This window comes from Thiocystis minor (genome assembly GCF_016653465.1).
Lineage (GTDB): Bacteria > Pseudomonadota > Gammaproteobacteria > Chromatiales > Chromatiaceae > Chromatium > Chromatium minus.
Genome location: NZ_NHSQ01000045.1, coordinates 1 through 24285 on the forward strand (window position 1 = coordinate 1; position 24285 = coordinate 24285).

General features: G+C 62.8%; 22 protein-coding genes. 11 read left to right on the forward strand and 11 right to left on the reverse strand.

Annotated features, from left to right (window positions below; genetic code table 11):
* Positions 1–162: IS4/Tn5 family transposase DNA-binding protein (locus CCR95_RS03995; protein WP_201092084.1), on the reverse strand; the 162-nt coding region annotated here is incomplete at its 3' end.
* Positions 163–867: 705 nt separating this feature from the next.
* Here CCR95_RS03995 and moaA point away from each other — a divergent pair.
* Positions 868–1854 (forward strand): GTP 3',8-cyclase MoaA, encoded by a 987-nt coding sequence (moaA, locus tag CCR95_RS04000; protein ID WP_201092085.1) that lies wholly within the window; start codon positions 868–870, stop codon positions 1852–1854.
* 212 nt (positions 1855–2066) lie between these two features.
* On the opposite strand, the gene CCR95_RS04005 is transcribed toward moaA, so the two are convergent.
* Positions 2067–3230: an AcrVA2 family anti-CRISPR protein gene (locus CCR95_RS04005; protein ID WP_201092086.1), complete on the reverse strand. Its 1164-nt coding sequence runs from the start codon at positions 3228–3230 to the stop codon at positions 2067–2069.
* 345 nt (positions 3231–3575) lie between these two features.
* Between CCR95_RS04005 and CCR95_RS04010 the strand changes: the two genes are divergently transcribed.
* Positions 3576–4046: an Hsp20 family protein gene (locus tag CCR95_RS04010; RefSeq protein WP_201092087.1), complete on the forward strand. Its 471-nt coding sequence runs from the start codon at positions 3576–3578 to the stop codon at positions 4044–4046.
* 235 nt (positions 4047–4281) lie between these two features.
* Here the strand turns inward: CCR95_RS04010 and CCR95_RS04015 are convergent, their stop codons facing one another.
* The 4 genes from CCR95_RS04015 to CCR95_RS04030 form a co-directional block, all read right to left on the reverse strand.
* Entirely contained in the window at positions 4282–4881 is a 600-nt protein-coding gene (locus CCR95_RS04015; protein WP_201092088.1) for a hypothetical protein, read from the reverse strand.
* A 321-nt stretch (positions 4882–5202) separates the two neighbouring features.
* Positions 5203–5541 carry a chaperone modulator CbpM gene (locus CCR95_RS04020; protein ID WP_201092090.1) on the reverse strand — a complete coding sequence of 113 codons (339 nt, stop codon included), beginning with the start codon at positions 5539–5541 and terminating at the stop codon, positions 5203–5205.
* 3 nt (positions 5542–5544) lie between these two features.
* Positions 5545–6474 carry a DnaJ C-terminal domain-containing protein gene (locus CCR95_RS04025; RefSeq protein ID WP_201092095.1) on the reverse strand — a complete coding sequence of 310 codons (930 nt, stop codon included), beginning with the start codon at positions 6472–6474 and terminating at the stop codon, positions 5545–5547.
* 322 nt (positions 6475–6796) lie between these two features.
* Entirely contained in the window at positions 6797–8287 is a 1491-nt protein-coding gene (locus CCR95_RS04030; RefSeq protein WP_201092099.1) for an AAA family ATPase, read from the reverse strand.
* A gap of 258 nt (positions 8288–8545) precedes the next feature.
* Between CCR95_RS04030 and CCR95_RS04035 the strand changes: the two genes are divergently transcribed.
* The 7 genes from CCR95_RS04035 (at position 8546) to CCR95_RS04070 (ending at position 16760) form a co-directional block, all read left to right on the forward strand.
* Positions 8546–10096 carry a 2-isopropylmalate synthase gene (locus tag CCR95_RS04035; RefSeq protein WP_201092101.1) on the forward strand — a complete coding sequence of 517 codons (1551 nt, stop codon included), beginning with the start codon at positions 8546–8548 and terminating at the stop codon, positions 10094–10096.
* On the forward strand, positions 10096–11049 hold the full coding sequence (locus tag CCR95_RS04040) for a uracil-DNA glycosylase (RefSeq protein ID WP_201092103.1): 954 nt from the start codon (positions 10096–10098) through the stop codon (positions 11047–11049). The genes CCR95_RS04035 and CCR95_RS04040 overlap by 1 nt, the downstream gene beginning before the upstream one ends.
* 292 nt (positions 11050–11341) lie before the next feature.
* Positions 11342–11743, forward strand: a complete 402-nt coding sequence (locus CCR95_RS04045; protein ID WP_201092104.1) for a sulfur globule family protein — start codon at positions 11342–11344, stop codon at positions 11741–11743.
* A gap of 399 nt (positions 11744–12142) precedes the next feature.
* Positions 12143–13855: a circadian clock protein KaiC gene (gene kaiC, locus CCR95_RS04055; protein ID WP_201092108.1), complete on the forward strand. Its 1713-nt coding sequence runs from the start codon at positions 12143–12145 to the stop codon at positions 13853–13855.
* Positions 13852–14193, forward strand: coding sequence for a circadian clock KaiB family protein (locus CCR95_RS04060; RefSeq protein ID WP_201092110.1), 342 nt, complete (start codon positions 13852–13854; stop codon positions 14191–14193). Before kaiC ends, CCR95_RS04060 begins: the two co-directional genes overlap by 4 nt.
* Positions 14194–14240: 47 nt before the next feature.
* Positions 14241–14546: a circadian clock KaiB family protein gene (locus tag CCR95_RS04065; protein ID WP_201092161.1), complete on the forward strand. Its 306-nt coding sequence runs from the start codon at positions 14241–14243 to the stop codon at positions 14544–14546.
* Positions 14547–14564: 18 nt separating this feature from the next.
* Positions 14565–16760: a putative bifunctional diguanylate cyclase/phosphodiesterase gene (locus tag CCR95_RS04070; protein ID WP_201092112.1), complete on the forward strand. Its 2196-nt coding sequence runs from the start codon at positions 14565–14567 to the stop codon at positions 16758–16760.
* Positions 16761–16863: 103 nt separating this feature from the next.
* Here the strand turns inward: CCR95_RS04070 and CCR95_RS04075 are convergent, their stop codons facing one another.
* The 5 genes from CCR95_RS04075 to CCR95_RS04095 all read right to left on the reverse strand — a co-directional run bounded on the left by CCR95_RS04075 (position 16864) and on the right by CCR95_RS04095 (position 21080).
* Positions 16864–17391, reverse strand: coding sequence for a phosphatase PAP2 family protein (locus CCR95_RS04075; RefSeq protein ID WP_201092114.1), 528 nt, complete (start codon positions 17389–17391; stop codon positions 16864–16866).
* A complete protein-coding gene (locus tag CCR95_RS04080; RefSeq protein WP_201092116.1) occupies positions 17363–18589 on the reverse strand; it encodes a glycosyltransferase family 4 protein in 1227 nt (408 codons plus the stop codon). The genes CCR95_RS04075 and CCR95_RS04080 overlap by 29 nt, the downstream gene beginning before the upstream one ends.
* A gap of 4 nt (positions 18590–18593) precedes the next feature.
* Positions 18594–19430, reverse strand: coding sequence for a lysophospholipid acyltransferase family protein (locus tag CCR95_RS04085; RefSeq protein ID WP_201092118.1), 837 nt, complete (start codon positions 19428–19430; stop codon positions 18594–18596).
* A gap of 7 nt (positions 19431–19437) precedes the next feature.
* Complete coding sequence (locus CCR95_RS04090; protein WP_201092120.1) at positions 19438–20202, reverse strand: GNAT family N-acetyltransferase; 765 nt, start codon at positions 20200–20202, stop codon at positions 19438–19440.
* A 221-nt stretch (positions 20203–20423) separates the two neighbouring features.
* Positions 20424–21080 (reverse strand): histidinol-phosphatase, encoded by a 657-nt coding sequence (locus CCR95_RS04095; protein ID WP_201092122.1) that lies wholly within the window; start codon positions 21078–21080, stop codon positions 20424–20426.
* 290 nt (positions 21081–21370) lie between these two features.
* On the opposite strand from CCR95_RS04095, the gene CCR95_RS04100 reads away from it, so the two are divergent.
* A complete protein-coding gene (locus CCR95_RS04100; RefSeq protein WP_014779871.1) occupies positions 21371–21910 on the forward strand; it encodes an RNA pyrophosphohydrolase in 540 nt (179 codons plus the stop codon).
* Positions 21911–21983: 73 nt separating this feature from the next.
* On the forward strand, positions 21984–24245 hold the full coding sequence (gene ptsP, locus CCR95_RS04105; RefSeq protein WP_201092126.1) for a phosphoenolpyruvate--protein phosphotransferase: 2262 nt from the start codon (positions 21984–21986) through the stop codon (positions 24243–24245).
* The last annotated feature ends 40 nt before the right edge of the window (positions 24246–24285 follow it).

Genomic DNA, 24285 nt, shown 5'->3' on the forward strand with positions numbered 1-24285 from the left:
CAGAAAGCGAGACGCCGCCTGGGTCTCCGCCCAACCATGACACGCGCCCGGAATGCTCGCCGTGGGTCGCTCGGCCAGACGCTCCACCAATTGAACCACCCGCCGATCGCGGCGCGCGTCGCCCAGAGCGATCCCGCGAAATTCGTCTTCTGCCCAGCCCATGCGATCCCCAATGAACGTGAATGCTCAAACCTATTTTACCCGCACACGGGGAGTTGTGTGTAATGGGATGCGTATTGACGCGATAGATGCCCTCTGCCACTTCATGAACATTCGTGGCGTAACGGTGACTCGTCTGCGTCATGACATGGTTCTCCGGTGATTTGAAGATCCTGTCCCGACTCGCAGGCCGTCATTGCATTCCGATCACGAACGGCTTTGCGGCCTCGAATAAAATTGCGCGACCAAGCCATCATGCATTCCGCATCCTGGTTAGTTCTACTTTGTTACCTTCAAAAAATCTTTAAGTGTTTAAATTTTATGATAATAAACAAAAATACACATAAACAATAGGGTTCTAGTGGCGCGTTGAGCGCCTATAATCACCCATAAACCGCCAACATCTATCTTCAATAGGGGCATAGTAAATGAAGATTTATTGCGCCTAATAAAAAATAACTTAAAATTCATTAATTTATGCGACAGTCAAAGTTAACAAAGTAGAATTAGGAACTTGAGTATAGCTGAGCAATCAATTTCCACCTCACTGAAGCGATTGGACGGATAGACATTTATGCCATCATTGATGATCGTTCCTACAATTGCCTTGGCATCGATTCGACCGATCTGGAACATTGGTTTTATCCTTGCAAGCGAGGTTGGCCGATCAAACCATCGCAACCAAAGAACAAAAGAGGACACCCGAGGATGAGCCACCCATCGCTGACCGATCCCTTCGGTCGCCGTATCGACTATCTGCGTCTCTCGGTCACCGACCGTTGCGATCTGCGCTGCGGCTATTGTCTGCCCAAGGGGTTCAAGGGCTTCGAGGAACCCGAACATTGGCTGACCTTCGCGGAGGTGGAGCGCGTGGTCGCCGCCTTCACCGCGCTGGGGGTGCGGCGTGTCCGTCTGACCGGCGGCGAACCCCTGATGCGGCGCCACCTGCCCGAACTGGCCGCACGGCTGTCCGCTCTGCCCGGTCTGGAGGATCTCTCGCTCTCCAGCAACTGCACCCAGATGGAAGCGCTCGCCGAACCGCTCAAGCGCGCGGGCGTGCGGCGCCTGAATGTCAGCCTGGACAGTCTGCGCCCCGAGGTCTTCCGTGAGATTACCGGGGGCGATCTCGACCGGGTGCTGCGCGGGATCGCTGCGGCCTACGAAGCGGGCATGAACCCGATCCGCGTCAATGCAGTGGTGATGCGCGGGGTGAACGACGGGGAGATCGAGGATTTGCTCGACTACTGCGCGGCGCGCGGCTTCACCCTGCGCCTGATCGAGACTATGCCGATGGGCGCCACCGGACAGACCGTGGCGAGCGCCTTCGGCGATCTGGGGCCGATCAAGCAACGTCTGGAACAGCGTTTCGAGCTGATCTCGGATATTCTCCCCGGCGGTGGCCCAGCCCGTTATTACCGGGTCGGTGGGACCGAAACGCGCATCGGCTTCATCACGCCCATCTCCCAGCACTTCTGCGAGACCTGCAACCGGGTGCGACTGACCGTCGACGGCACCCTCTATCTGTGTCTGGGTCAGGACCACAGCTATCCGCTGCGGCCGCTGCTGCGCGAAGGGATCGGCGACGCGGAGCTGATCGAACATCTGCGCCGCGCCATTGCGCTGAAACCGGAACGCCATGAGTTCCGGGAGCGGCCGGAGCAGGTGGTGCGTTTCATGTCGATGACCGGCGGCTGATCATTCAATCGAGTGAACCGAGCATGGCTATCGATGACACCAAGAAGCAGCTCTCAACCGACGAGCGCAAGGCGACGACGCGCGCTCCGACGATCGCGCAAGGGATGCGGGTCAAGGCGGTCAAGGTCGGCCGCAACGATCCCTGTCCCGGCGGCAGTGGAAAAAATTCAAGAAGTGCAGCGGGCGCTGAGGAGTCAGTTGAAAACGATCGGCTATCGCACGTGATACGGTTTCGTATTCACGCACCCCAGGGCATCGCTGGCATTCACCAACACCGGCTGGATCCAGCCCAATCGGCTTTCGGTCAACCCCTCGCCATAGCGGATGCGCCGAAAGTGGCCGCGCCGCCAGTGCGGGCGCAGATGGTGCGCGGGTGCCTGGCCGGGCTCATCTTGGTCGCTCGCTGACCCTGTGTCCTGATGCGTGGCGATTCGTGAGCCGATCAGGATCCGGTCGTAGGCGGTCACCAACTGGCGCCCCAGGCGCTTGGCCTTTTTGGGGCCGAGACCGCGCAGGCGCCGCTCCAGATCGCTGCGCTCGCTGACCCGCACCTGCTCCGCTTCGGCGAGGTTGAGATAGAGCAGGATCTTGGCCAGCAGGTCGATCACCTCGCCCGCGCGCGTGACCTCGTCTGCTTCCGGGAGCACGAACCCCGGCTGATGGGTGATCCAGGCGGAGCGGTAATAGGCGGTGTGGCGGGCAAGTAGGGCGCTCAGCGGCTCGTCCTCGTCCTGGATGTAGAGCACGATGTCCTGCGAGGCATCGTCGAGGACGTTGTCCTTGCCGACCGGCGAGCCGGTGATCACCAGCTCCAGAACCCGGGTCTCCCGGGCCGGGTCGAGCCGCAACGCCCGCACCCGATCGGGCTTCTCATTCAGCCGGCCGTTGCGTGGAATGCGATGCGTGGTCACGTAGGCCCCCTCGACCTCGTGCAGTCCCGAGTCGCGATTGATGATCCTCAGTGGCGAGGGGCGGGCCAACTCGACGTAGACCGCCGGATAGGGGCAGCGAAAGAAGCGGACCGGCAACTGGGCCGCCAGATCCGTGGCGGCCAGTTGGGTCTGCAGGGACGTGGCGACCTGCAGAATGGGATCGCCATGGGCGCGCAGGCGGGCGCGGGCCAGCATCAGGACGAAAGTGCCCAGATTGAAGCTCCCCGGCGCACCGAGCGAGACCATGGCCAATTGGTGCATGCCCGGAACCGAATTCAGGATCCATTCGGTGGTGGCGGTCTCATCGGTGAGGTAGGGCCGGAGTCCCTCCAGCAAACCCGTCGGCCCGAGCATGAACTGCTCGGCGGGCTGCTCCAAAGCGACATCGACCCGCACCGGGTGCGGCAATTTCCAGAGATCGCGGTCATGCAGGCGAAGATTCATCGTGGCCACGCTGGGTGAGTGCCTCCAGGCGCGTCAAGCTCCTGAGTGTGGCCATATCTTAGCGCACAGACGCAAGCTGGCGTCAGGATGAAGTGCTCGGTCGCGCTCTTCAAAAGAGGCTGATCCGCGCTTCGTGGCGACTTCCTTGCCGGTGGAACTGGCCGTGCGATCGGGTAAATGCCGTCGACGGTCGGTGTCTCGAAAAAATGGTTAGCACTCCCCTTGCGCGAGTGCTAACCCGGTGCTACTTTGCATAATGTAGCAGCCGCCCATTCGGGGACTGTTGGCTGGCGGTTCAATCGAACGCCAATTGCTTGTTCATATTGCTCAATTGGAGGATATGTCATGACCACACTCGACTTTTCACCGCTGTTCCGCTCCATGATCGGCTTCGATCGTCTGGCCAATGCGCTGGAGACGGCCTATCGCAGCGAGCCCGGCGGCTATCCGCCCTACAACGTCGAGCTGCAAGACGAAAATCGTTACCGCATCACGCTAGCCGTGGCCGGCTTTGGCGAGGGCGAGCTCGGTATCGAGGCGAAGGAGAATCTGCTCACTGTTTCCGGCCAACGCCAGGCGACGGAGGCGGAGGGTAATTTCCTCTATCGCGGCATTGCCAACCGCAGCTTCGAGCGCAAGTTCCAGCTCGCCGACTACGTGAAGGTGGTCGATGCCAAGCTGGAGAACGGTCTGCTGCACATCGACCTGGTGCGCGAGGTGCCGGAGTCGATGAAGCCGCGGCGCATCGAGATTCACGGAGCAGGTACGAGCCCCGTGATCGAGCATGACGCGGCGGAGCAGGCCAAGGCGGCTTGATGACGGCATACTGAAATTGCCGCTCTTCTGAAGGTGAGAAGGCTGGGCTAAGTGCCTGGCCTTCTGCTGTTTGCCATCCGACTCGTTTAGCGACCTCCGAGAGGGGGGCGACTTACTCCGAGGGAGCCTCAGACCTCCAGCAAGACCATAGACCCTTCTAAGCGCGGGTTTTTTAATGCCGGCTGGGATCCTGCCGCGCGGCACCGACGACGAAGGCTTCCCGCGCGGCTCCGGGCTACATCCGCACACCGCGCTGCTCTAATTGACGCCGCAGGATTGGATCTGTCCGGTTCTTCGAGGTAGCGGCTTTCATGAAAACCACGACGCGGTCAATATCGCGAATCACGCCCAAGAGAGTGTCTTCTTGCGGATAAAGCATTCCGAACGACTCGAAGGCGATGTCCATCAGATGTTCGTCGGCGCGAGCGATGCCGATCGCATAAGCGATGTTGCAGCCAAGCCCTGATTGGTGATGATGAACGCGGTCGGCAAACCCCCGCCAAGCATTCACCCAGCCACTCCATTCCAGCGCCGAGACACTATCGCGACCGGTCCGCAGAAACAAGGTGAGTTTCACCAGTTCCGCTTCCCAGTCCCAATAGGGACTTTTCAATTGCTTGCGCAGGCGAGCAATGGTGCGTCCGTGATATTGCTGGCAATGGTCGCACTGATAATAGAGCGCCAACGCATACGCGATATATTCGCGATCAATCTCGCTGAGGGTAAAAGGATCGGATTCTCCTGGCACCCCAGTAAATGTGTGCGCGTGTAGTTCGTTAAGAACGTCATTGAAAGGCTGTCCTTGCACGGACTCTCTTACAGCTTGAACGACCACCTTGAACCTCGTGAGAAAATAATATGTCAGGGCTCGATGCTCGGCACCGAGAAGATTCTCCGCAACGCGCGATCCGGCATGACCTGATGTGGCCGCATCGTTACGTGAGTCAAAGACTTGGGGGCAAAACGCCGAAACGCCATCTCCGATACGCTTTTTCGGAATGGCTGGCGCTGTAGATATGTGGCGGGACCAAGCGTTATTTTTGACGAAAAGGGATGATCATGTCTATCTTCATATTGAACGCCTGCAAGACTGCATTTGGTTGGCGGTCCACCTTCATCCATCGGCGGCCTGTCGGACGTCACCTTGAAAGCGGCTTTAGCGAGGCGCGCGGGTCTCGCCGAGTTGCCGTTCGAGTGCATGCAATCGCTCGCGCAGGCGGTCCAGTTCATCGAGCAGGTCGAGCGCGAGGGCGGCGCCGGCGAGATTCAGATCCAGATCGCGCTGGAGTCGGACGGCGCGGCGGGCGCGGCGAACCTCCTCGCCGCTAAAGCGCCAGTCCTCTGGCTGTCCGCCCTGGGGGCGCAGCATGCCCTCGACCACCATGAGTTCGATGACTCGCCCATTGGCGCCGCAAAGCTGGGTGAGTTCCGTTAGCGAAACGGTCACGGCTTCATCCAGCACGATCCCTTCGATGACGGTCTCGATCTGCGCCATGGATCAGACTCCCAACTCGGCCCGCGGGTTGAAGTTCAGACGCTCAGCCATGAGTCGATACGCCTCGCGCGCGGCCTCGGTGTTGGCTGGCGGTGCGACGATCTCCAGCACCACGATCGTGTCGCCGGGCGGCTTGCCGGGCAAACCGCGTCCTTTCAGACGCAGCTTCTGTCCGCTCTGGGAGCCCGCCGGGATCTTCAGGCTCACCGAGCCGCCCAGGGTCGGCACGGTCACGGATGCACCCAGGGCCGCCTCCCAGGGGGCAATGGGCAGACGCAGCTGGATATCCTTGCCGTCCGGCGTGAAATGCCGATGGGGAGCGATCTCGATCTCCAGGTAGAGATCACCGGACGGGCCGCCATTCAGGCCGGCCGAACCCTGTCCCGCGAGCCGGATCTGCCGGCCCTGGGTGACGCCTTCCGGGATGCGGACGTTCAGGGTGCGCGAGCGCGTGCTCCGGCTGCCGTCCGCGGCGGTTTCCTGCGCGTCGAGCTTGATCTGACGGGTCGCGCCGCGATAGGCGTCCTCAAGATCGATCACGATTTTGATGCTCTGGTCCTGGCCGCGGCGGCGGCGGGTTTCCCGATGATCGGAACGGAAGGCGCGTCCGAAGACGCTGGCGAAGAAGTCGCTGAAGTCGGCGGTCTCGTTCGGATCGAAATGGAACTCCCGATTGCCGGCGCCGCCGGGCGGCGGACGGAAATCCTGCCCGGCGCGCCAGTTGCTGCCGAGCGCGTCGTAGGCGGCACGTTTCTCCGGATCGTGCAGAACCTCGTTGGCCTCGTTGACCTCCTTGAAACGCGCCTCGGCGTTCGTTTCCTTGCTGACGTCCGGGTGAAACTTGCGCGCCAGCCGGCGATAGGCGCGCTTGATCTCGTCTTGCGAGGCGTTGCGCGCCACGCCGAGGGTTTTGTAGTAGTCCTTGTATTGCATCGCAACGTCTCGGGAAAATGGGCGGACAGATACTCGGAGAAACCCGAATCATCGCCGAGAATGGGGACGATGGGGAGCGATTGCATCTTTCCGCCGGGTCCAGGCTGCAATCGGATGACGCCCTGGATGTCTCTAAACCGCGTCCGGTAAGGTATGCGTAGTTTTGAGTGGTCAGCCAAGTTGGCACCCATCTGCGATGTCGGCGTCGACGCGGTTTAACGATTTAATTTTGAAACACTTTAAACCGCGCCAGCTCCGACGATCATAGAGGCTTCCGGGGTCGATTCAATCCATAAACATCGCATACCGCGCCGGGCGCGGTTTAATACCGCTCGGGACCATGCGCGGGCACGGTCCGCTCCCTGGCCCAGGTCCGCAGCGCCTGAATCTGGGTGTCCATGATGACCGACAGCGGCTGGGTGCTGGCCAGTTCGCCAAGCAGGGTCGCGGTCTCCAGCGTGCCATCGCGCGTCGTGTCCGCGTAGAGCGCGGAGACCACCGCCTGCTCGATGCCGGCGCCGGTGAAGCCCTCGCTCGCCTCGGCCAGGGCATGCAGGTCGAAGCGGTCGGGCTCCTGACCGCGCTGGCGCAGATGGATCGCGAAGATGTCGCGCCGAACCTCGGCGGTGGGCAGATCGACGAAGAAGAGTTCGTCGATGCGGCCCTTGCGGATGAGTTCGGGCGGCAACCGCGAGATGTCGTTGGCGGTGGCGACCAGAAACACCCGCGTGGCACGTTCCGCCATCCAGATCAGCAGCGTGCCGAGGATGCGCCGGCCCACTCCCTCGTCTTCCGAGCCGCTGGCGATGCCCTTTTCGATCTCGTCGATCCAGAGCACGCAGGGCGCCATGAGGTCGGCGGTGTCCAGCGCTCGGCGCAGATTCTTCTCGGTCTCGCCGATGTATTTGTCATAGAGCGCGCCGAAATCGAGCCGCAGCAGCGGCACCCCGAAGCGTCCGGCGACGGCCTTGGCGGCGAGGCTCTTGCCGCCGCCCTGCACGCCCAGCAAGAGAATGCCGCGCGGATGGTCGCGCTGGCGGGCGGGATCGAGGAAGGCGTCGCGGCGACGGTCGATCCACGCCTTGAGGTTGTCGAGGCCGGCGACCTCGGCGAAGGAACGGGTGTCATGCTCGAAGCTGATGATCCCCTCGGGGCTGAGGAGTTCGTACTTGGCGCGCTTGACGGTCTGCACGTCATCCTGGGTGATGGCGCCGTCCTGGCGGATGGCGTTGCGGATGAGACGACGGGCATCGGATTCGGTGATGCCCAGCAGATTGTCGGTGAGCTGTTCGACGGCCTCGCGGCTGGCGCGTACCGGACGGTCCTGGACGGTCTCCTGCCAGCGCCTGGCCTCCTCGCGGATCAGCGTCTGGATGCGCTGACGATCGGGTAGCCGCAACGAAAAGCGCACGCTGAGATGACGCAGTTCAGGAGAAATCTCCAGTCCGTGGCTGACTAGGATGAGGGTGCGCGGCAGATTGGCGTAGCCCTGCGCGATTTCCTTCAACAGCCGGACGTGCAGGGGCTTGTCCAGATAGGGATGAAAATCGAGCAACAGATAGAGGCCGCGCTGATTGGTGAGCTTGATGTGACGCAGAGCCTCGCCGGGATTCGCGAGCGGCTGCTGGGCCGGGGCGTCGAACTCGATCCGCTGGAGTCCGTCGGTGACGGTCCAGCAGAACGCGGGCTCGGACAGGCGCATCGCCAGCCGGGCGAAGAGTTCGATCACCCGCGGCTCCTCGATCGACTCGATCAGGACGATCGGCGTGTCGGAACGCAGCAGCAGTTCCAGGTCGTGAAGGTCCGGTGTCATGCTGACTCCTGATCTTTAAAGAGAACGGCTGTCCTCGACGGCGCCTCAGCCTTCGGACTCTGCATCGTCCTTGAGACTGTCGATCCGATCGCGAGTCTAGCCGCGACGGACCGGGACCGGCAACCGATCGAATCATTGCCGATCGAAGACTTGAATGGAACTTGACGCGCGGTTTCATCCCGCTCGATCATCCAGGATCGCCGTGCCGATCGCCTACAATCGACCGCTGCCACGTCACATCACCCAAGAGAGTTTTCCATGACCGCGAAAGACCATCTGATCATCTTCGATACCACGTTGCGCGACGGCGAGCAAAGCCCCGGCGCCTCCATGACCCGCGACGAGAAGGTGCGGATCGCCAAGGCGCTGGAACGCCTGCGGGTGGATGTGATCGAGGCCGGTTTCCCGATCGCCAGTCCGGGCGATTTCGCGGCGGTCAAAGCCGTCGCCGAGGCGATCAAGGACAGCCGGGTGTGCGGTCTGGCGCGGGCGCTCGATGCCGACATCGATCGCGCGGGCGAGGCGCTGAAGGGCGCCAACGCGGGGCGCATCCATACCTTTATCGCGACGTCGCCCATTCATATGGAGAAGAAGCTGCGGATGTCGCCCGATCAGGTGCTCGAACAGGCGGTCTATGCGGTCAAGCGGGCGCGTAACTATACCGATGACGTGGAATTCTCGCCGGAGGATGCCGGGCGCTCCGAGATCGATTTCCTCTGCCGGGTGCTGGAGGCGGTGATCGCGGCGGGCGCCCGCACCGTCAATATCCCCGATACCGTCGGCTATAACATCCCGGATCAGTTCGGCAGCCTGATCGCGACCCTGCGCGCGCGGGTGCCGAATGCCGATCAAGCCGTCTTTTCGGTCCATTGTCACAACGATCTGGGGCTCGCGGTCGCCAACTCGCTGGCGGCGGTGCGCAACGGCGCGCGTCAGGTCGAATGCACCATCAACGGGCTGGGCGAGCGTGCCGGCAACGCCGCGCTGGAAGAGATCGTGATGGCGGTGCGGACCCGTCAGGATCTGTTCGACTGTCAGACCCAACTCGACACCACGCAAATCATGACCTGTTCGCGGCTGGTCTCGGGCATCACCGGCTTTCCGGTGCAGCCCAACAAGGCGGTGGTGGGCATCAACGCCTTCGCGCATGAGTCGGGTATCCATCAGGACGGCGTGCTCAAGAGCCGCGAGACCTACGAGATCATGCGCGCGCAGGATGTGGGCTGGAGCGAGAACCGCATGGTGCTGGGCAAGCACTCGGGCCGCAATGCCTTCCGCGCCCGCTTGGACGAACTGGGCGTGGCGCTGAACTCCGAGGAGGAACTCAACGCGGCCTTCTCGCGCTTCAAGGATCTGGCGGACAAGAAACACGAGATTTTCGACGAGGACTTGCAGGCATTGGTGACCGACGCGACGCTGGAGACGGCGAACGAGCGGGTCAAGCTGGTGTCGCTGCGGGTCTGCTCCGAGACCGGCGAGACGCCGCATGCCGAGCTGGTGCTGACCTTCGACGGCATCGAAAAATCGGGCGCGGCCAGCGGCGGCGGGCCGGTGGATGCGACCTTCAAGGCGATCGAGACGATCGTTGACAGCGCCACCGTGCTGCGGCTCTATTCGGTCAACGCCATCACCAGCGGGACCGACGCGCAGGGCGAGGTGACGGTGCGTCTGGAAAAGGGCGGGCGGATCGTCAACGGGCAAGGGGCCGATACCGACATCGTGATCGCCTCGGCCAAGGCGTACCTCAATGCCTGCAACAAGATCCTGCATCCGGCGCAACGCGCCCATCCGCAGATCGGCGATGTCTGATGGACGAAGCGGTCCGACGAGGCTATCTGCGCGCACTGGGGGTGTCGGTCTGGGAGCCGCGCTTTGCTCCTGCGCCGGATTCCGATGAGGCGAAGCTGAGCGATCCGACGCCACTACCTGACGCGGTGGCGAATCCGATCCAGACGTCCGATTCCAGATTGGCGCCGGGTGTCGGCGAGACGTTCGGCGGGGCGGATGTTCCGCCCGCCAGCGGGCGGAACATCCGCCCCCCACCGGACCGGGACGACCAGAGCTTGGCTCAAGAGTCCGATGACGAAGGCGCGATGTTCGAGGCGTATCAGTCATGGGCGCAGATGGGCGCTGACCCGATGGACGAGGGTCTGGACGAGGAGAAGGCGGAGGATGTCGCCACCATGGATTGGGATCCACTCATGGCTGCCGTAGCGGCTTGCCGTGCCTGCGGTCTGTGCGAGACCCGCACCCAGACCGTCTTTGGGGTTGGCAATCGGAATGCGGATCTGCTAGTGATCGGCGAGGCGCCGGGCGCCGACGAGGATCGGCAGGGCGAGCCCTTCGTCGGTCGGGCGGGGCAACTGCTGACACCAATGCTGGGTGCGATCGGACTCTCCCGCGAGCAGGTCTATATCACTAACGTGCTGAAGTGTCGCCCGCCGGGCAATCGCGATCCCAAGCCCGAGGAAATCCAGCGTTGCGAAGGCTATCTGCGACGCCAGGTAACCTTGATCCGACCGCGCGTCATCCTGGCGGTGGGACGCATCGCGGCGCAGAGTTTGCTGCGAACGGATGAACCGGTCGGTCGTCTGCGCGGACGCTGGTTCGCGTTCGGGGAGGCGTCGATCCCATTGCGCGTGACCTACCATCCCGCCTACCTGCTGCGCTCGCCCGAGCAAAAGGCCAAGGCGTGGGAGGATCTGGTAGTGGTCAAGCGGCGGTTGAGTGAGTTGGCGAATCCGTCATCGGGTCGCGACTGAGTAGTTGTACGGATTTTTCCACCCGCGATTTTCGCTAACCTACCGCCTGAATCACAGGGTTTATCTAAACTGACGGTCAGATCGCGATTGATCATGGGCACGGATATACCATGCGGAGGCTGGCGCGTGAATGAAGCCTGCGACAGTGATCGGCATTACCTTTTGAAAATCTAATTTCAATCGTGAAATATAATTTCATATTTAATTATTTTCTAATATAATTCTTTTCCGTGGTCAACCGAGAAAGTGACCACATTTGCTGACAAAATCACAAATTATCGGAGAAATAGAGATGAAAAAGCTTGCTACTGCCGCTGCAATCGCCGCCCTTCTCGGTGTGTCCGCTTCCGCCTCCGCTTGGTGGGGCGGTCCTTGGGGTAACGACGGTTACCGCAATGGCGGCTGGGGCGATGGAGTCGGCGACATGTTCAGCGACATGTTCGGCGACGGCTATGGCGACTTCAACATGAACATGAGCGGCGGCGGCCGTGGTTATGGTCGTGGTCGCGGCTATGGTCGCGGCTATGGCGATTACTACGGTTCTGGCTACGGCTATCCCTACGGTGGTTATGGCTATCCGTATGGCGGCTATGGCGCTCCCTACTATGGCGGCGGCTATCCGTATGCCGTCCCTTACGGCGCACCGGTTGCTCCCGTAGCCCCGGCCGCTCCCGCTCAGCCCCAGTCCAAATAATCAACTAGACGGCTGAACGCAAAAAAGCCAGGCTTCGGCCTGGCTTTTTTGTTCTTGATTCGCAGCGTTCGTTGTGGACTCTGATGATTGAGCCGCGCGCCAGTGCAGGACTGACGCAAGCGGAAGTAGCGTGGCGGATGGGCACGACACGGACGACGATCGCTTGCTTGGAGGGCGGCGGGTGCGACCATCGACCCGCACGCTTGAACGGTTTGCCGAGGCGACTGGAACGCGTTTGAAAATCAGGTTCGAGCGAGACGCACCGACATCTACCCCGCCAGAGATCTGCTAGAATCCGCCCAACCGCTCCAGATCGGGCTGTCAGCCCAAACTCCAGAAAGACGCGTCGCTAAAACACCAATGTGCTGATGGTTCTTTCAGCGTCATCCGGAGACCGACATGACTCCACCCAGGGCGCAACTCCCTAAATCCCCTACCGGTATCCAGGGACTCGACGAAATCACCGGCGGCGGCTTGCCCACCGGGCGACCGACGCTGGTCTGCGGCAGCGCGGGCTGCGGCAAGACGCTGCTGGCCATGGAGTTCCTGGTGCGCGGCGCGACTCAATACCACGAGCCGGGCGTCTTCATGACCTTCGAGGAGACCGGCGAGGAGTTGACGGCGAACGTCGCCTCGCTCGGTTTCGATCTCGACGACCTGATCGCGCACGGCCAGTTGGCGCTGGATTTCGTGTTCATCGAGCGCAGCGAGATCGAGGAGACCGGAGAATTCGACCTGGAGGGTCTGTTCATCCGTCTCGGCTACGCCATCGATACCATCGGCGCCAAGCGCGTCGTGCTCGATACGGTGGAGTCGCTGTTCGCCGGCCTGCCCAATCCAATCATCCTGCGCGCCGAACTGCGCCGCCTGTTTCGCTGGCTGAAGGACAAGGGCGTGACCGCCATCATCACCGGCGAGCGCGGCGATGGCCAGCTGACGCGCCAGGGTCTGGAAGAATACGTTTCCGACTGCGTCATCGTGCTCGATCATCGCGTGAGCAACCTGATCTGCACGCGGCGGCTGCGCGTGGTCAAGTATCGCGGCTCGACCCACGGCACCAACGAATATCCGTTTCTGATCGACGAAGACGGCATTTCGGTCCTGCCGATCACCTCGCTGGGTTTGCAGCAGGTCGTCTCCACCGAACAGGTCTCCACCGGCATTCCCCGCCTCGACGCGATGCTGTCCGGCGCGGGCTATTATCGCGGCAGCAGCATCCTGGTTTCGGGGACCGCGGGGACGGGCAAGAGCAGTCTGGCCGGGCATTTTGCCGTCGCGGCCTGCCAGCGGGGCGAGCGCGTCCTCTATTTTGCCTTCGAGGAGTCCGCCAGCCAGATCATGCGCAATCTGCGCTCCATTGGGATCGACCTGGAGCCCTGGGTGCGGCAGGGACTGCTCCAGTTCGAGGCGACCCGCCCCACCTTCGTGGGCTTGGAAATGCATCTGACGACCATGCACAAACAGATCGCCGGATTCCATCCCGGAATCGTCATCGTGGATCCCTTGAACAGCTTCATCAACGCGGACAATGAGGCCGAGGTCAAGGCGATGCTGATGCGCCTGATGGATTTCCTGAAGATGCGTCAGATCACCGGATTCTTCACCAGTTTGACCTCGGATGCCAGCCAGCTCGATCACACCGACGCCGCCGTTTCATCCCTCATCGACACCTGGCTGCTGCTGTTGGCCATTGACGCCGGCAGCGAGCGCAATCGGGCCCTGAGCATCCTCAAATCGCGTGGCATGGCGCACTCCAACCAGACTCGCGAGTTTCTGATCACCGCGCAGGGCATCGAATTGCGCGATGTCTATACCGGTCCGGGTGGCGTGCTAACCGGCTCGGCGCGCGAGGCGCAAGCGGCGGCGGAAAAGGCGACGCGGTTGGGCGCCCAGCAGGAGATCGAGCGCACCCAACGCCTGCTGGAACGCCGACGCACGGCACTAGACGCGCAGATCGCCGCCCTGCGTGCTGAGTTCGACGCGCAGGAAATCGAGACCCTGGCCCAGATCGAGCGCGAGCAGGCGCGGGCCGGGCAACTGGCGCTGGAGCGCGTGGACATGGCGTGGAGCCGCCGGGCCGATGCCCCGGAGGACACCGGAGGCCAGCCATGACCACGCCCCCCACGACGCCTGAATCGCCACCGGTCGGGGCTGAACCGGATACCTGGACCCTGCGGCTCTATGTAGCCGGACAGACGCCAAAATCCCTCCTCGCCTTTGCCAACCTCAAGCGCATTTGCGAGGAACACCTGGCCGGGCGCTACCACATCGAGGTGATCGACCTGATGCAACATCCCCAACTGGCGCGCGGCGACCAGATCCTGGCGATCCCGACCCTGGTGCGCTGCCTCCCCGCGCCGGTGCGCAAAATCATCGGCGACCTGTCGAATACCGAGCGCGTGTTGGTTGGATTGGATCTGCGCTCGCGCGTCGAATCCAAGCCGTCCTGAGGATCGCCGCCATGTCAACCGAACAGCCCTCCGATGTGCCCCCGGTCATGGAGCCGGCCCCGGTCAGCCCGCCACCGGAAGACTTTCTCCTGCGACTCTACGTGACCGGCGTGACGCCGCGCTCGGCCCGCGCCATCGCCAACATCAAGCAGATCTGCGAGGAGCACCTGGAAGGGCATTACGCGCTGGAGGTGGTCGATCTCTACCAGCAGCCCCAACTTGGGCGGGGCGAGCAGATCATCGCCGCGCCCACTCTCATCAAGGAACTCCCGCTCCCCTTGCGGCGGATCATCGGCGATCTGTCGAGCACCGAGCGCGTCCTGGTCGGGCTGGACTTGCGTCGGAAGGACTAGGTCAAGCAATCGCTCCCCATGGATAAACTCATCGCTGAAAACCAAGGCTTGCGCGCCCGCCTGGCGGAGGCCGAAGAGACGCTCAATGCCATTCGCAACGGTGAGGTGGACGCACTGGTGGTCTCGGGGGTCAACGGCGAGCAGATCTTTACGCTCCAGGGCGCCGACTATCCCTACCGGGTGCTGATCGAAGGGATGGGCGAAGGGGCGCTCATCCTGACCGCCGGGGGCGGCATGATCTTTTACGCCAACCAGCGCTTGGCCGACATGCTGAGGACGCCGCTCGAACACTTGATCGGCGCGACCTTCGAGCACTGGATCGCCCCCGCCGACCGGACCGCTTTTCAGGCGTTACTGCATCTGGATCAACCACAGCCGCAACGACGGATCGAACTGGAGCTGGTCGCCAGCGATGGCACGGTCGTCCCCTGCTATCTCTCCTTAAGTCTGTTTCAGATGGAAGATGTGCAGTGCAGCGTGTGTCTGGTCGCCACGGATCTGACCGAGCAGAAACGCAGCGAAGCGCTCGTCGTGGCCGCTGAAAAATTGGCGCGCTCGATTCTGGAACAAGCCGCCGAGGCGATCGTGGTGTGCGATCACAGCACACGGATCATCCGCGCCAGCGGGGTGGCGCACGTTCTGTGCGGCGAGAACCCGCTCGACCAGCCGTTCGAGCGCGTCTTTCCCCTGCAACAGGCCGATGGCGCGCCTTTTTCACTGAGGGAGATCGTCAACGCCGGCCAGCGGCGCTGGGTCGAGGTCAGACTGGAGCGTACGGGGTCGATCATCTACCTGCTGGTCAGCGTCGGGCCGCTCGTGGGTCCGCAAGGCGATCCGCTCGGCAGTATCGTCACGCTGACCGACATCACCCAACGCAAGGCGGCGGAGGACCAGATCGAGCAACTCGCCTTCTACGATCCGCTGACCCGGCTGCCCAATCGGCGCCTGTTGCAGGACCGGTTGCGTCAAGTGCTGGCGGCCGGTACCCGCAGCCACCGACAGGGGGCGCTGCTGTTCATCGATCTGGACAATTTCAAGTCGCTGAACGACACCCTCGGTCACGACATCGGCGACCTGTTACTCCAGCAGGTCGCCCAGCGTCTGATCGACTGTGTCCGCGCGGGCGACACCGTGTCGCGCCAGGGCGGCGATGAGTTCGTGGTGATCCTGAAAGACTTGAGCGAGCAGCCGGAGGAAGCCGCCGCCCAAACGCAGGACGTGGGCGCGAAGATCCAGGCCGCGCTCAACCAGCCCTACCGGCTCGCCGGACACGACTGCCGCAGCACGCCGAGCATTGGCGTCACCCTGATCACCGACCACCAAACCACGGCAGAAGATCTGCTGAAACGGGCCGATCTCGCCATGTATCAGGCAAAAGCGGCAGGCCGCAACACCCTGCGCTTCTTCGATCCGGACATGCAGGCCGTTCTGGAGGCACGCACTGCCCTGGAGGCGCAACTGCGCGACGGGCTGCGAGACGGGCAGTTCCTGCTGTATTACCAACCCCAGGTGGACCGCGAGGGCGGCCTGACCGGAGCCGAGGCCCTGCTGCGCTGGCGGCATCCCCAGCGTGGGCTGGTCGCGCCCAACGAGTTCATTCCGCTGGCCGAGGAGACCGGGCTGATCCTGCCGCTGGGCCACTGGGTACTGGAAACGGCCTGCGCCCAACTGGCGGCCTGGGCGCGTCAACCCGAGACCGCTGGCCTGACCCTGGCGGTCAACGTCAGCGCCCGCCAGTTTCGCCACCCGGAGTTTGTGGGACAGGTGCGGGCGGTGCTCGGTCTGCCGAGCGTCGATCCGCATCGGCTCACGCTGGAGCTCACCGAGAGTCTGCTCTTGGACGACGTCACGGACACCATCGCCAAGATGACCGCGCTCAAGGCCCTGGGCGTGGGGTTTGCGCTGGACGACTTCGGCACCGGTTATTCCTCCCTGACCTACCTCAAGCGCCTGCCGCTGGACCAGTTGAAGATCGACCAGTCCTTTGTCCGGGACGTGCTCGCCGACCCCAACGATGCGGCGATCGTGCGCATTATCGTCGCCCTGGCGCGCAGCCTGAATCTGGCGGTCATCGCCGAGGGGGTGGAGACCGAGGGCCAGCGGACATTCTTGCTCGACAGCGGCTGCCGTGACTTCCAGGGATATCTGTTTGGGCGGCCGGGACCGGTCGCGGCGTTGTGGGGCATCGGGTCAGCCCCTCCCGCGTCATCCTGAAACAGACCGTATGGCGTTGATGCCAAAACCCTCTAAAAGTCAAAATTGGCTGGCGAGGCTAAAGCCCAATACGCCAAACCACGCCTGTCGGAATGGACGCGGTTTAATCGAACATGGAAAGACTGGAGTAGGCGAGCGTCAAACCGATCAGGGTTGCCACCAGAACGTCGCTGGGATAGTGCAGGCCGAGCAAAATCCGGGAACTGGCGACCAGTGCGGTAAAGGGAATCAGCAGCCAGGCCAGTTGCGGAAAGTAGTAGACAGCCACGGCCGAGAAACTGACGGCATGAAGCGTATGCCCGGAGGGAAAACTGTAACGGTCGAGCGGCGGCACGAGGGCCATGATGTCGCTTGCGTAATGACAGGGCCGCTCACGGCGGGTCACGCCCTTCAGCGACTTGTACAGCGCCAGCGCCACGCCGCCGGTGATCAGCATGTGCAGGCTGGCCTTGAGACCCTCGACACCATAGAGCAATGGCAGGATCGCCATCAGACAATACCAGAAGACGCCGTCGCCGAGTCGGCTCACCAGCGCGAACGGGCGCTGGACCCAGACACGCTGGCCCGATCGGCTCCAGGTTCGACAGATGGATGCCTCGCGATTATTCAGGTGTTGCAGCCATGGTTTCATGATAAATCTCCATTCCACCGTGTCGGCGGATCACCTCGAAGAGACGTTCCTCGACCCTGCCCAGAACGCGATCCCAACTGATTCCCTCGGCGGTTTTCCTGGCCGCCGCGCCCAGTTGGCGCAGACGAACAGGATCTTGAGCGGCGGCGCGACTGGCGGCGATGAAGGCCGCGCTGTCGCCAACTGGAAGCGTCACGCCATTGCCCCAGGATTCAATGTGGGCATGTGCCGCCGCGTAATCAAATGCGATGACCGGCAGTCCGCTCGCCATGGCCTCGGTGACCACGTTGCCGAAGGTCTCGGTCAGGCTTGGGAAGAGGAAGAGATCCCCTGAAGCATAGTGGGCGGAGAGCGCGTCGCCAACCCTCGCCCCCGCGCAGATGAAGTCGGGGTACTCGCGCCGCAGATGCGCGAGTTCGGGGCCATCGCCGACGAGGACGAAGCGCGCGTTGGAATGCTCGGCCAGTATCGCCTGAAACGCCTCGCGGGCGAGATCCAGATTTTTCTCGGCGGCGACCCTGCCGACGTAGAGCGCGACCAGGGTGTCGTCATCGCAGCCCCATGAACGGCGCAACACCGGGTCGCGCCAGGTTGGCGAGAAGCGCGCGACATCCACGCCACGCCCGAACACATGGACGTTCTGAAAACCGCCGCTCGACAGCTCGGCCTTCAACTCCGCGGTCGGAACCAGGGTCGCATCCGAACGGTTATGGAAGTGGCGCAGGGTCTCGGCAATCTGGTGGGTCAGAATGCCGAGCCCATAATGCTGACTGTATTGATGGAATTGGGTGTGAAAACCGGTGACGGTCGGGATTCCGAGCGCGCGCGCGGCCGAGAGTGCCGAATGGCCAAGCGGTCCCTGGGTTGCGATATAGACCAGATGCGGCCGGGTTCGATGCCATTGGCGGCGCAGACGCCAGTAGACCGGAAGGCCGAAGCGCAGGCCGCGATAGCCGGGGATCGGCAGTCCGGGCACCAGAGAGTGAACCACCGGCCCACTGGGTATGCGCTCCCGATCGGTCTGCTGGCGCGGACGCACCAATTGAATCCCGTGTCCGCGTTCCGCCAGACCTTCCGCGAGGTGCAGCATGGTATTGGCCACGCCGTTGATCTCGGGCGGATAGGTCTCGGTGACGATGGCGATCTCCAGCCGAGCGGGTTTCCGAGAATCGGATGAAGTGCTGCGGGTTCGTTGCATGGCGTCAGGCAGGGCTCGGATCGGGGCTGGTCAGGGTGGATTCGTCGCTCGCGGGGGCGGTCTCCGGCTTGTCATGTCCGCGGCGCCGGTCATTCTGCGGATTCAGACCAAGCGTCGCGACGATCGCCAGCCGCGAGGACTCGGCCAGCGAGCGCCGTGTCGCGTCGTCGTCCACCTGCAACGGCGGGAGAAACTGGATGTGAGCGACCAAATCCGGGTGACGGATAATTTGCCAGAGATTGGCGATCAGCGTGTCGTCGTCGACATAGGGCGCGCGGGTATCCGGTGTCGGATCCTCGCCCCGACGATAACCGATCGCGACCGGCTGGATGCGAATCCCCGAATCTTGCGCGACACTGAAGAGCCGCGGATGAAAGCGGCGTACGCAATGACCTTCGCTGGTGGTGCCCTCGGGGAAGATCATCAGCGGATGTCCTTGCACGATCTCCGTGACGATGCGCGCGGCGATGCGGTCGGCCTGATGCGCGCCGCGCTCGATAAAGAGCGTCCCGGCGATCTCGGCCAACCAGCCGATGAGCGGCCAGCCCCTGACCTCTGACTTGGAAAGAAAAACGATTTCATGCTGGGCGCCGACGATGGGGATGTCGAGCCAGGAGATATGGTTGCCGACCAGCAGACAGCCAGGCTCGACGCGCCCCGCGATCCGCAGCCGCAGACCCAGCGCGCGGCACAGCCGGGCATGCCACCAGCGCACCGCTTGGGGCACCCAGACGGGCCGCCGGCCGATGCTGGAGCGCAGACGGATGTACAGGGCGATGATTGCACCCGTGGTCAGGTGCTCGATGACCCGCAGACTTCTCCAGAGCGATCTTGCCATCATCGGGTTCTCAACTGCCGGTCATACGTTCAAGGAAATGGCGCGAATAACTTGGGTTCATCTCATCAACATTAAGCAGCATGAGCACATCCGCCACCCCGAAATCGGGATCCCGGCAGGGTTCGCCGCAGGCTCGGGCGCCCAGCCGGACATAAGCGCGCAGCAGTGCCGGGAGGGGGGCGTCGAGGATGTCCTCGGAAACCTGGGCGGTCAGCAGCATCACGCGCGGCGTCACGCGCAGGCTCTCGGGCGACATGGCCTGCCGGCGCAGCCGGTTCATGATGGCCGCGGCCTGGAGATCCTGGTCTCCGAGCGGAACGCTGGCGCAGCCGAAGAGATAATCGAAGCCGTGTAGATTGATGTAGCCGGCCAGTCCGGACCAGAGTACCGCGATGGCCGATCCCTGGCGAAATTCCGGCGCGATGCAGGTCCGGCCGACCTCCAGGAGACGCCCCTTGAGACGGGTAATCGAGCCCAACTCGAATTCGCTTTCGGAGTAGAAGCGCCCGAGACGGACGGCTTGCGCGTCCGAGAGGAGGCGGGTGCAGCCGACAACCCGGCCGCTTTGCGCATCGCGCACCAGCAGGTGCTGACAGTGGTCGTCGAACTCGTCGATATCGAGACCCGCGACGCCCTTGAGTTGCGCCCCCATTTCCTCGCCGAAGACCCGATAGCGCAGGGATTGGGCCTCGCGGACTTCCAGGGCGGAAGAAGCGAGTTCGGCGAACAGACGTTCGCCGCGCGGGGCGGTCGACGCGGAGGCGGAAGCGACCATGGCAGACCCTCGAACTCATCGGCTAATGAAGAGGGCGATCTTAGGTCGCGACGATTGCAGGAAGATGTGGGTTGGATGACGGAAAGGTGAATCCGTCAGTTGTCAGTTGTCAGTTGTCAGTTGTCAGTTGTCAGTTGTCAGTTGTCAGTTGTCAGTTGTCGCCGTGGGGCGATTTCCGGAAAACTTCATGCCAAATTGAATCCGTGCGCCCGGAAACGCAGTCAATCCCGCAGGGACAGGATGGGCCAGCCGCGGGATTGCGCGATGGCGCGGAGTTGGGCGTCCGGATCGACGGCCACGGGTCGTTCGACTCGTTCCAGAAGCGGCAGGTCGTTGTGCGAGTCGCTGTAGAAGGTGCTTCCGGTCAGATCCCGCCGGTGCTCGGTGAGCCACTGCTCCAGGCGGATGACCTTGCCTTCCCGAAAGGCCGGAACGCCTTCGACCTCGCCGGTGTATTCGCCGTTCGACTCCGCCGGCTGGGTCGCGATCAGGTACGGGATGCCGAAACGCGCAGCGATGGGCGCGGTCACGAAGGCATTGGTCGCTGTCACGATCATGAGCGTATCACCGGCCGCTCGGTGGGCGGCGATCAGCTCCCGCGCCGCCGCGAGCATGATCGGCTCGATCAACTCGGTGACGAACCGCTCGCGCAGCGCCTCCAGTCGCTCGCGGGGGTGCTCGCGGAGCGGTCGCAGCGAAAAGCGCAGAAATTCCTGGATGTCCAGCGTACCGGCCTGATAGTCGCGATAGAAGCGTTCGTTTTCGTGTTCGTAATGATCGCCGTCCACGATGCCCTCGCGCGCGAGGAAGCGCCCCCAGAGATAATCCGAGTCGCCATTGAGCAGGGTATTATCGAGATCGAAAATGGACAGGGCCATGAGCCGGAGAACTCCCAGGAAAAGCGTGGTCGTGAAAAGTCGTTGAGACGGAAAAATCCGGCAGTTGGCGAGCAAACCGTCGCGATCCGCGCCGATCGTCGGTCATTCGAGATTCCGATCCCAGATTGCGCGCCGCTCCCCAGTCCGGGATCCGGGCGCAGGCTTGGCGTCGGGCCTCATCTTGCCCGAGCAAGCTCTTGATTAGCAATCGCTTACGTAGTGCATCGCTTGCCGGAAACAACTCGGATATGGAAGAATGGGCATAGACCTGACAACAGGATGACGATTCCTTGATCGACCACGACGGTTTTCGACCCAACGTCGGCATTATTCTGAGCAATCGGGATCGTCGCTTATTCTGGGGGCGCCGTGTTGGCCAGAATGCATGGCAATTTCCCCAGGGCGGCATCAATGCCGACGAAACTCCCGAAGAAGCGATGTACCGGGAACTTGAGGAAGAAGTCGGCCTGAAAGCCTTACAGGTCACCATTCTGGGCAGCACCCGGGGCTGGTTGCGTTACCATCTGCCCAAGCGCTACATCCGTCGGCATTGCGGACCGACCTGCATCGGTCAGAAGCAGGTCTGGTTCCTGCTCCGGGTGGACTGCGGGGAGGATGCCTTTTGCCTCGATACCACGGATAAGCCCGAGTTCGATGCCTGGCGCTGGGTCCGGTACTGGCAGCCGCTCCAGGAGGTCGTCTATTTCAAGCGTCGCGTCTATCAACAGGCGCTTGAGGAATTGGCACCCATCCTCTATCCCGAAGGCTTGCCGCGACACGAGGAGTATTTTACCGGGGTCGCGGGGTTTCTGCGCCAGCGCCATCCCTAGTGCATTGTCTATCCATCCAGGTATCCGCTTGTCAGAGAGTCCAACATTTCTTCTCGCGAGTCCTCCGCTCAGTATGCTGGAGTCGTTGCGGCGTATCGTTCAGGAGGTCAATAACGCCCAGGATCTGGAGCAGGCGCTGACGATCATCGTGCGTCGCGTCAAACAGGCGGTTGGCGCCGATGTCTGCTCCGTGTATCTCAACGATTTCGACAACCGCTGCCACATCCTGCACGCGACCGAGGGACTGAGCGGCAATGTTGTCGGGCGGGTGCGTCTGGAGCTTGGCCGCGGACTGATCGGCCTGGTTAGCGAGCGCGCCGAGCCGATCAATCTCGACGACGCGGCCACCCATCCGCGCTACGAACGAATCGTCGACATTGGCGAGGAGAGTTATCACGGGTTTCTGGGCGCGCCCATCATCCAGAATCGCAAAGTGCTTGGCGTGCTGGTGCTGCGCCAGCGTCAGCGTCGCCACTTCGAGGAGGACGAAGTCACCTTCGTCATGACCCTGGCGTCGCAACTCGCCGGGGCCATCACCTACGCCCGGACCAGCGGCGAACTGGTGCGTCTTCAGGACGACGGCATTCCGCAGCGTTTTTTGCCCGGACTGGCCGCCTCGCCGGGGATCGGGATCGGCCAGGCAGTCGTCGTCTACCCGCCGGCCGATCTGGATGCCGTCCCGGATCGCCGTCCCGACAGCCTGGACGTGGAGGAAGAGGATTTTCGGCGCGCGGTGCGCAATGTGGTCAATGACCTGGATCGCTTCGCGGCGCGAACCCAAAAGGTCTTGAGCACCGAGGACATGGCGCTGTTCGACGCCTGGCGCCTGATGCTCGAAAGCGACACCCTGATCGACGGCACCCTGTCGCGCATTCGCGCCGGCAACTGGGCGCCAGGGGCGCTGCGCGAGACGATCACCGAACACGCCAAGGTGTTCGACAACATGGACGACGCCTATCTGCGCGAGCGGGGTTCCGATGTCCGTGATCTTGGGCGCTGCGTGCTGATGCACCTCCAGAATCTGACCGCCGCGCCGATCCAGTACGCGCCCCAGACGATCCTGGTGGGCGAGGAGATCAGCGCGATGCAGATCGCCGACGTGCCGCGCGAAAAGCTCGTCGGCATCGTCTCCACTACCGGCTCGGGGTCGTCCCATGTCGGTATTCTGGCGCGTGGCATGGGCGTGCCGGCGGCGATGGGTGTCGCGGATTTACCGGTCAGCCGGGCCGAGGGTCGGGAGATGGTGGTGGACGGGTATCGCGGGCGCGTTTATGTCGCCCCCGGTCCGGCCGTTCGTTCCGAATATCAGCGTCTCGCCGAAGACGACGCGGTGCTGACCAACGAACTCCAGACCCTGCGTCATCTGCCCGCCGAAACCACGGACGGTTATCTGATGCCGCTGTATCTCAACACCGGGCTGGTCTCGGAGAACCGCCCGCTTGGGATCGAGGAATCCGCCGGGGTCGGTCTCTATCGCACCGAGCTTCCCTTTATCGTGCGCGACAGCTTTCCGGGCGAGGCCGCCCAGATGTCGAATTACCGGCATGTGCTGGAACTGTTCGCCCCGCGCCCCGTGACCATCCGCACGCTCGATATCGGCGGCGACAAACCGCTGCCGTATTTCCCGATGAACGAGGCCAACCCCTTTCTGGGCTGGCGCGGCATCCGCATCACGCTCGATCATCCCGAGATTTTTCTGACCCAGGTGCGGGCCATCCTGCGCGCGGCCATCGGACTCGACAACCTGCAACTGCTACTGCCCATGATCAGCTCGGTCGGGGAGGTGGACGACGCCCTGCTGCTGATCCATCGCGCCCATGCCGAACTGCTAGAGGAAGGCTATCAGGTCAAGATGCCCCCGGTCGGCGTCATGATCGAGGTTCCGGCCGCCGTCTATCAGTCCGAGGCACTGGCGCGGCGCGTCGATTTTCTCTCGGTCGGCACCAACGACCTGACCCAATACCTGCTCGCCGTCGACCGCAATAATCCGCATGTCGCCAAGCTCTACGACGAGTTTCATCCGGCGATCCTGCGCGCCCTGCTGCAGATCATCACCGGCGCACGAGTGCATGGCCGCGAGGTCAGCGTCTGCGGCGAGATGGCCGGCGATCCGCTCGCGACCTTTCTGTTGCTCGGCATGGGTGTGCACAGCCTGAGCATGGGCGCCGGCAGTCTGCTGCGGGTCAAGCGCGTCATCCGCAGCATCAGCCGGGCGCGGGCGCGCGAGGTGCTGAAGGTCGCGCTGCAATGCGAGGACTCCGGTTCGGTGCGCCGCCTGCTCCTCGATGCGCTGGAAGCGGTTGGATTGGGCGGGCTGGTGCGTCCTGGGAAATAACTCGGCTTGACCGGCGTCTTGCCAGAGACACGGGCAAGGA

Excerpts from the sequence above, each read along its gene's own strand:
- CCR95_RS04060 (WP_201092110.1), top strand. The coding sequence starts at position 13,852 with ATGACCACGCCCCCCACGACGCCTGAATCGCCACCGGTCGGGGCTGAA.
- CCR95_RS04070 (WP_201092112.1), top strand. The coding sequence starts at position 14,565 with ATGGATAAACTCATCGCTGAAAACCAAGGCTTGCGCGCCCGCCTGGCG.
- CCR95_RS04025 (WP_201092095.1), bottom strand. The coding sequence starts at position 6,474 with ATGCAATACAAGGACTACTACAAAACCCTCGGCGTGGCGCGCAACGCC.
- CCR95_RS04080 (WP_201092116.1), bottom strand. The coding sequence starts at position 18,589 with ATGCAACGAACCCGCAGCACTTCATCCGATTCTCGGAAACCCGCTCGG.
- moaA (WP_201092085.1), top strand. The coding sequence starts at position 868 with ATGAGCCACCCATCGCTGACCGATCCCTTCGGTCGCCGTATCGACTAT.
- CCR95_RS04005 (WP_201092086.1), bottom strand. The coding sequence starts at position 3,230 with ATGAATCTTCGCCTGCATGACCGCGATCTCTGGAAATTGCCGCACCCG.
- CCR95_RS04085 (WP_201092118.1), bottom strand. The coding sequence starts at position 19,430 with ATGATGGCAAGATCGCTCTGGAGAAGTCTGCGGGTCATCGAGCACCTG.
- CCR95_RS04035 (WP_201092101.1), top strand. The coding sequence starts at position 8,546 with ATGACCGCGAAAGACCATCTGATCATCTTCGATACCACGTTGCGCGAC.
- CCR95_RS04040 (WP_201092103.1), top strand. The coding sequence starts at position 10,096 with ATGGACGAAGCGGTCCGACGAGGCTATCTGCGCGCACTGGGGGTGTCG.
- CCR95_RS04020 (WP_201092090.1), bottom strand. The coding sequence starts at position 5,541 with ATGGCGCAGATCGAGACCGTCATCGAAGGGATCGTGCTGGATGAAGCC.
- CCR95_RS04075 (WP_201092114.1), bottom strand. The coding sequence starts at position 17,391 with ATGAAACCATGGCTGCAACACCTGAATAATCGCGAGGCATCCATCTGT.
- CCR95_RS04030 (WP_201092099.1), bottom strand. The coding sequence starts at position 8,287 with ATGACACCGGACCTTCACGACCTGGAACTGCTGCTGCGTTCCGACACG.
- ptsP (WP_201092126.1), top strand. The coding sequence starts at position 21,984 with ATGCTGGAGTCGTTGCGGCGTATCGTTCAGGAGGTCAATAACGCCCAG.
- CCR95_RS04065 (WP_201092161.1), top strand. The coding sequence starts at position 14,241 with ATGGAGCCGGCCCCGGTCAGCCCGCCACCGGAAGACTTTCTCCTGCGA.
- CCR95_RS04045 (WP_201092104.1), top strand. The coding sequence starts at position 11,342 with ATGAAAAAGCTTGCTACTGCCGCTGCAATCGCCGCCCTTCTCGGTGTG.
- CCR95_RS04090 (WP_201092120.1), bottom strand. The coding sequence starts at position 20,202 with ATGGTCGCTTCCGCCTCCGCGTCGACCGCCCCGCGCGGCGAACGTCTG.
- kaiC (WP_201092108.1), top strand. The coding sequence starts at position 12,143 with ATGACTCCACCCAGGGCGCAACTCCCTAAATCCCCTACCGGTATCCAG.
- CCR95_RS04010 (WP_201092087.1), top strand. The coding sequence starts at position 3,576 with ATGACCACACTCGACTTTTCACCGCTGTTCCGCTCCATGATCGGCTTC.
- CCR95_RS04095 (WP_201092122.1), bottom strand. The coding sequence starts at position 21,080 with ATGGCCCTGTCCATTTTCGATCTCGATAATACCCTGCTCAATGGCGAC.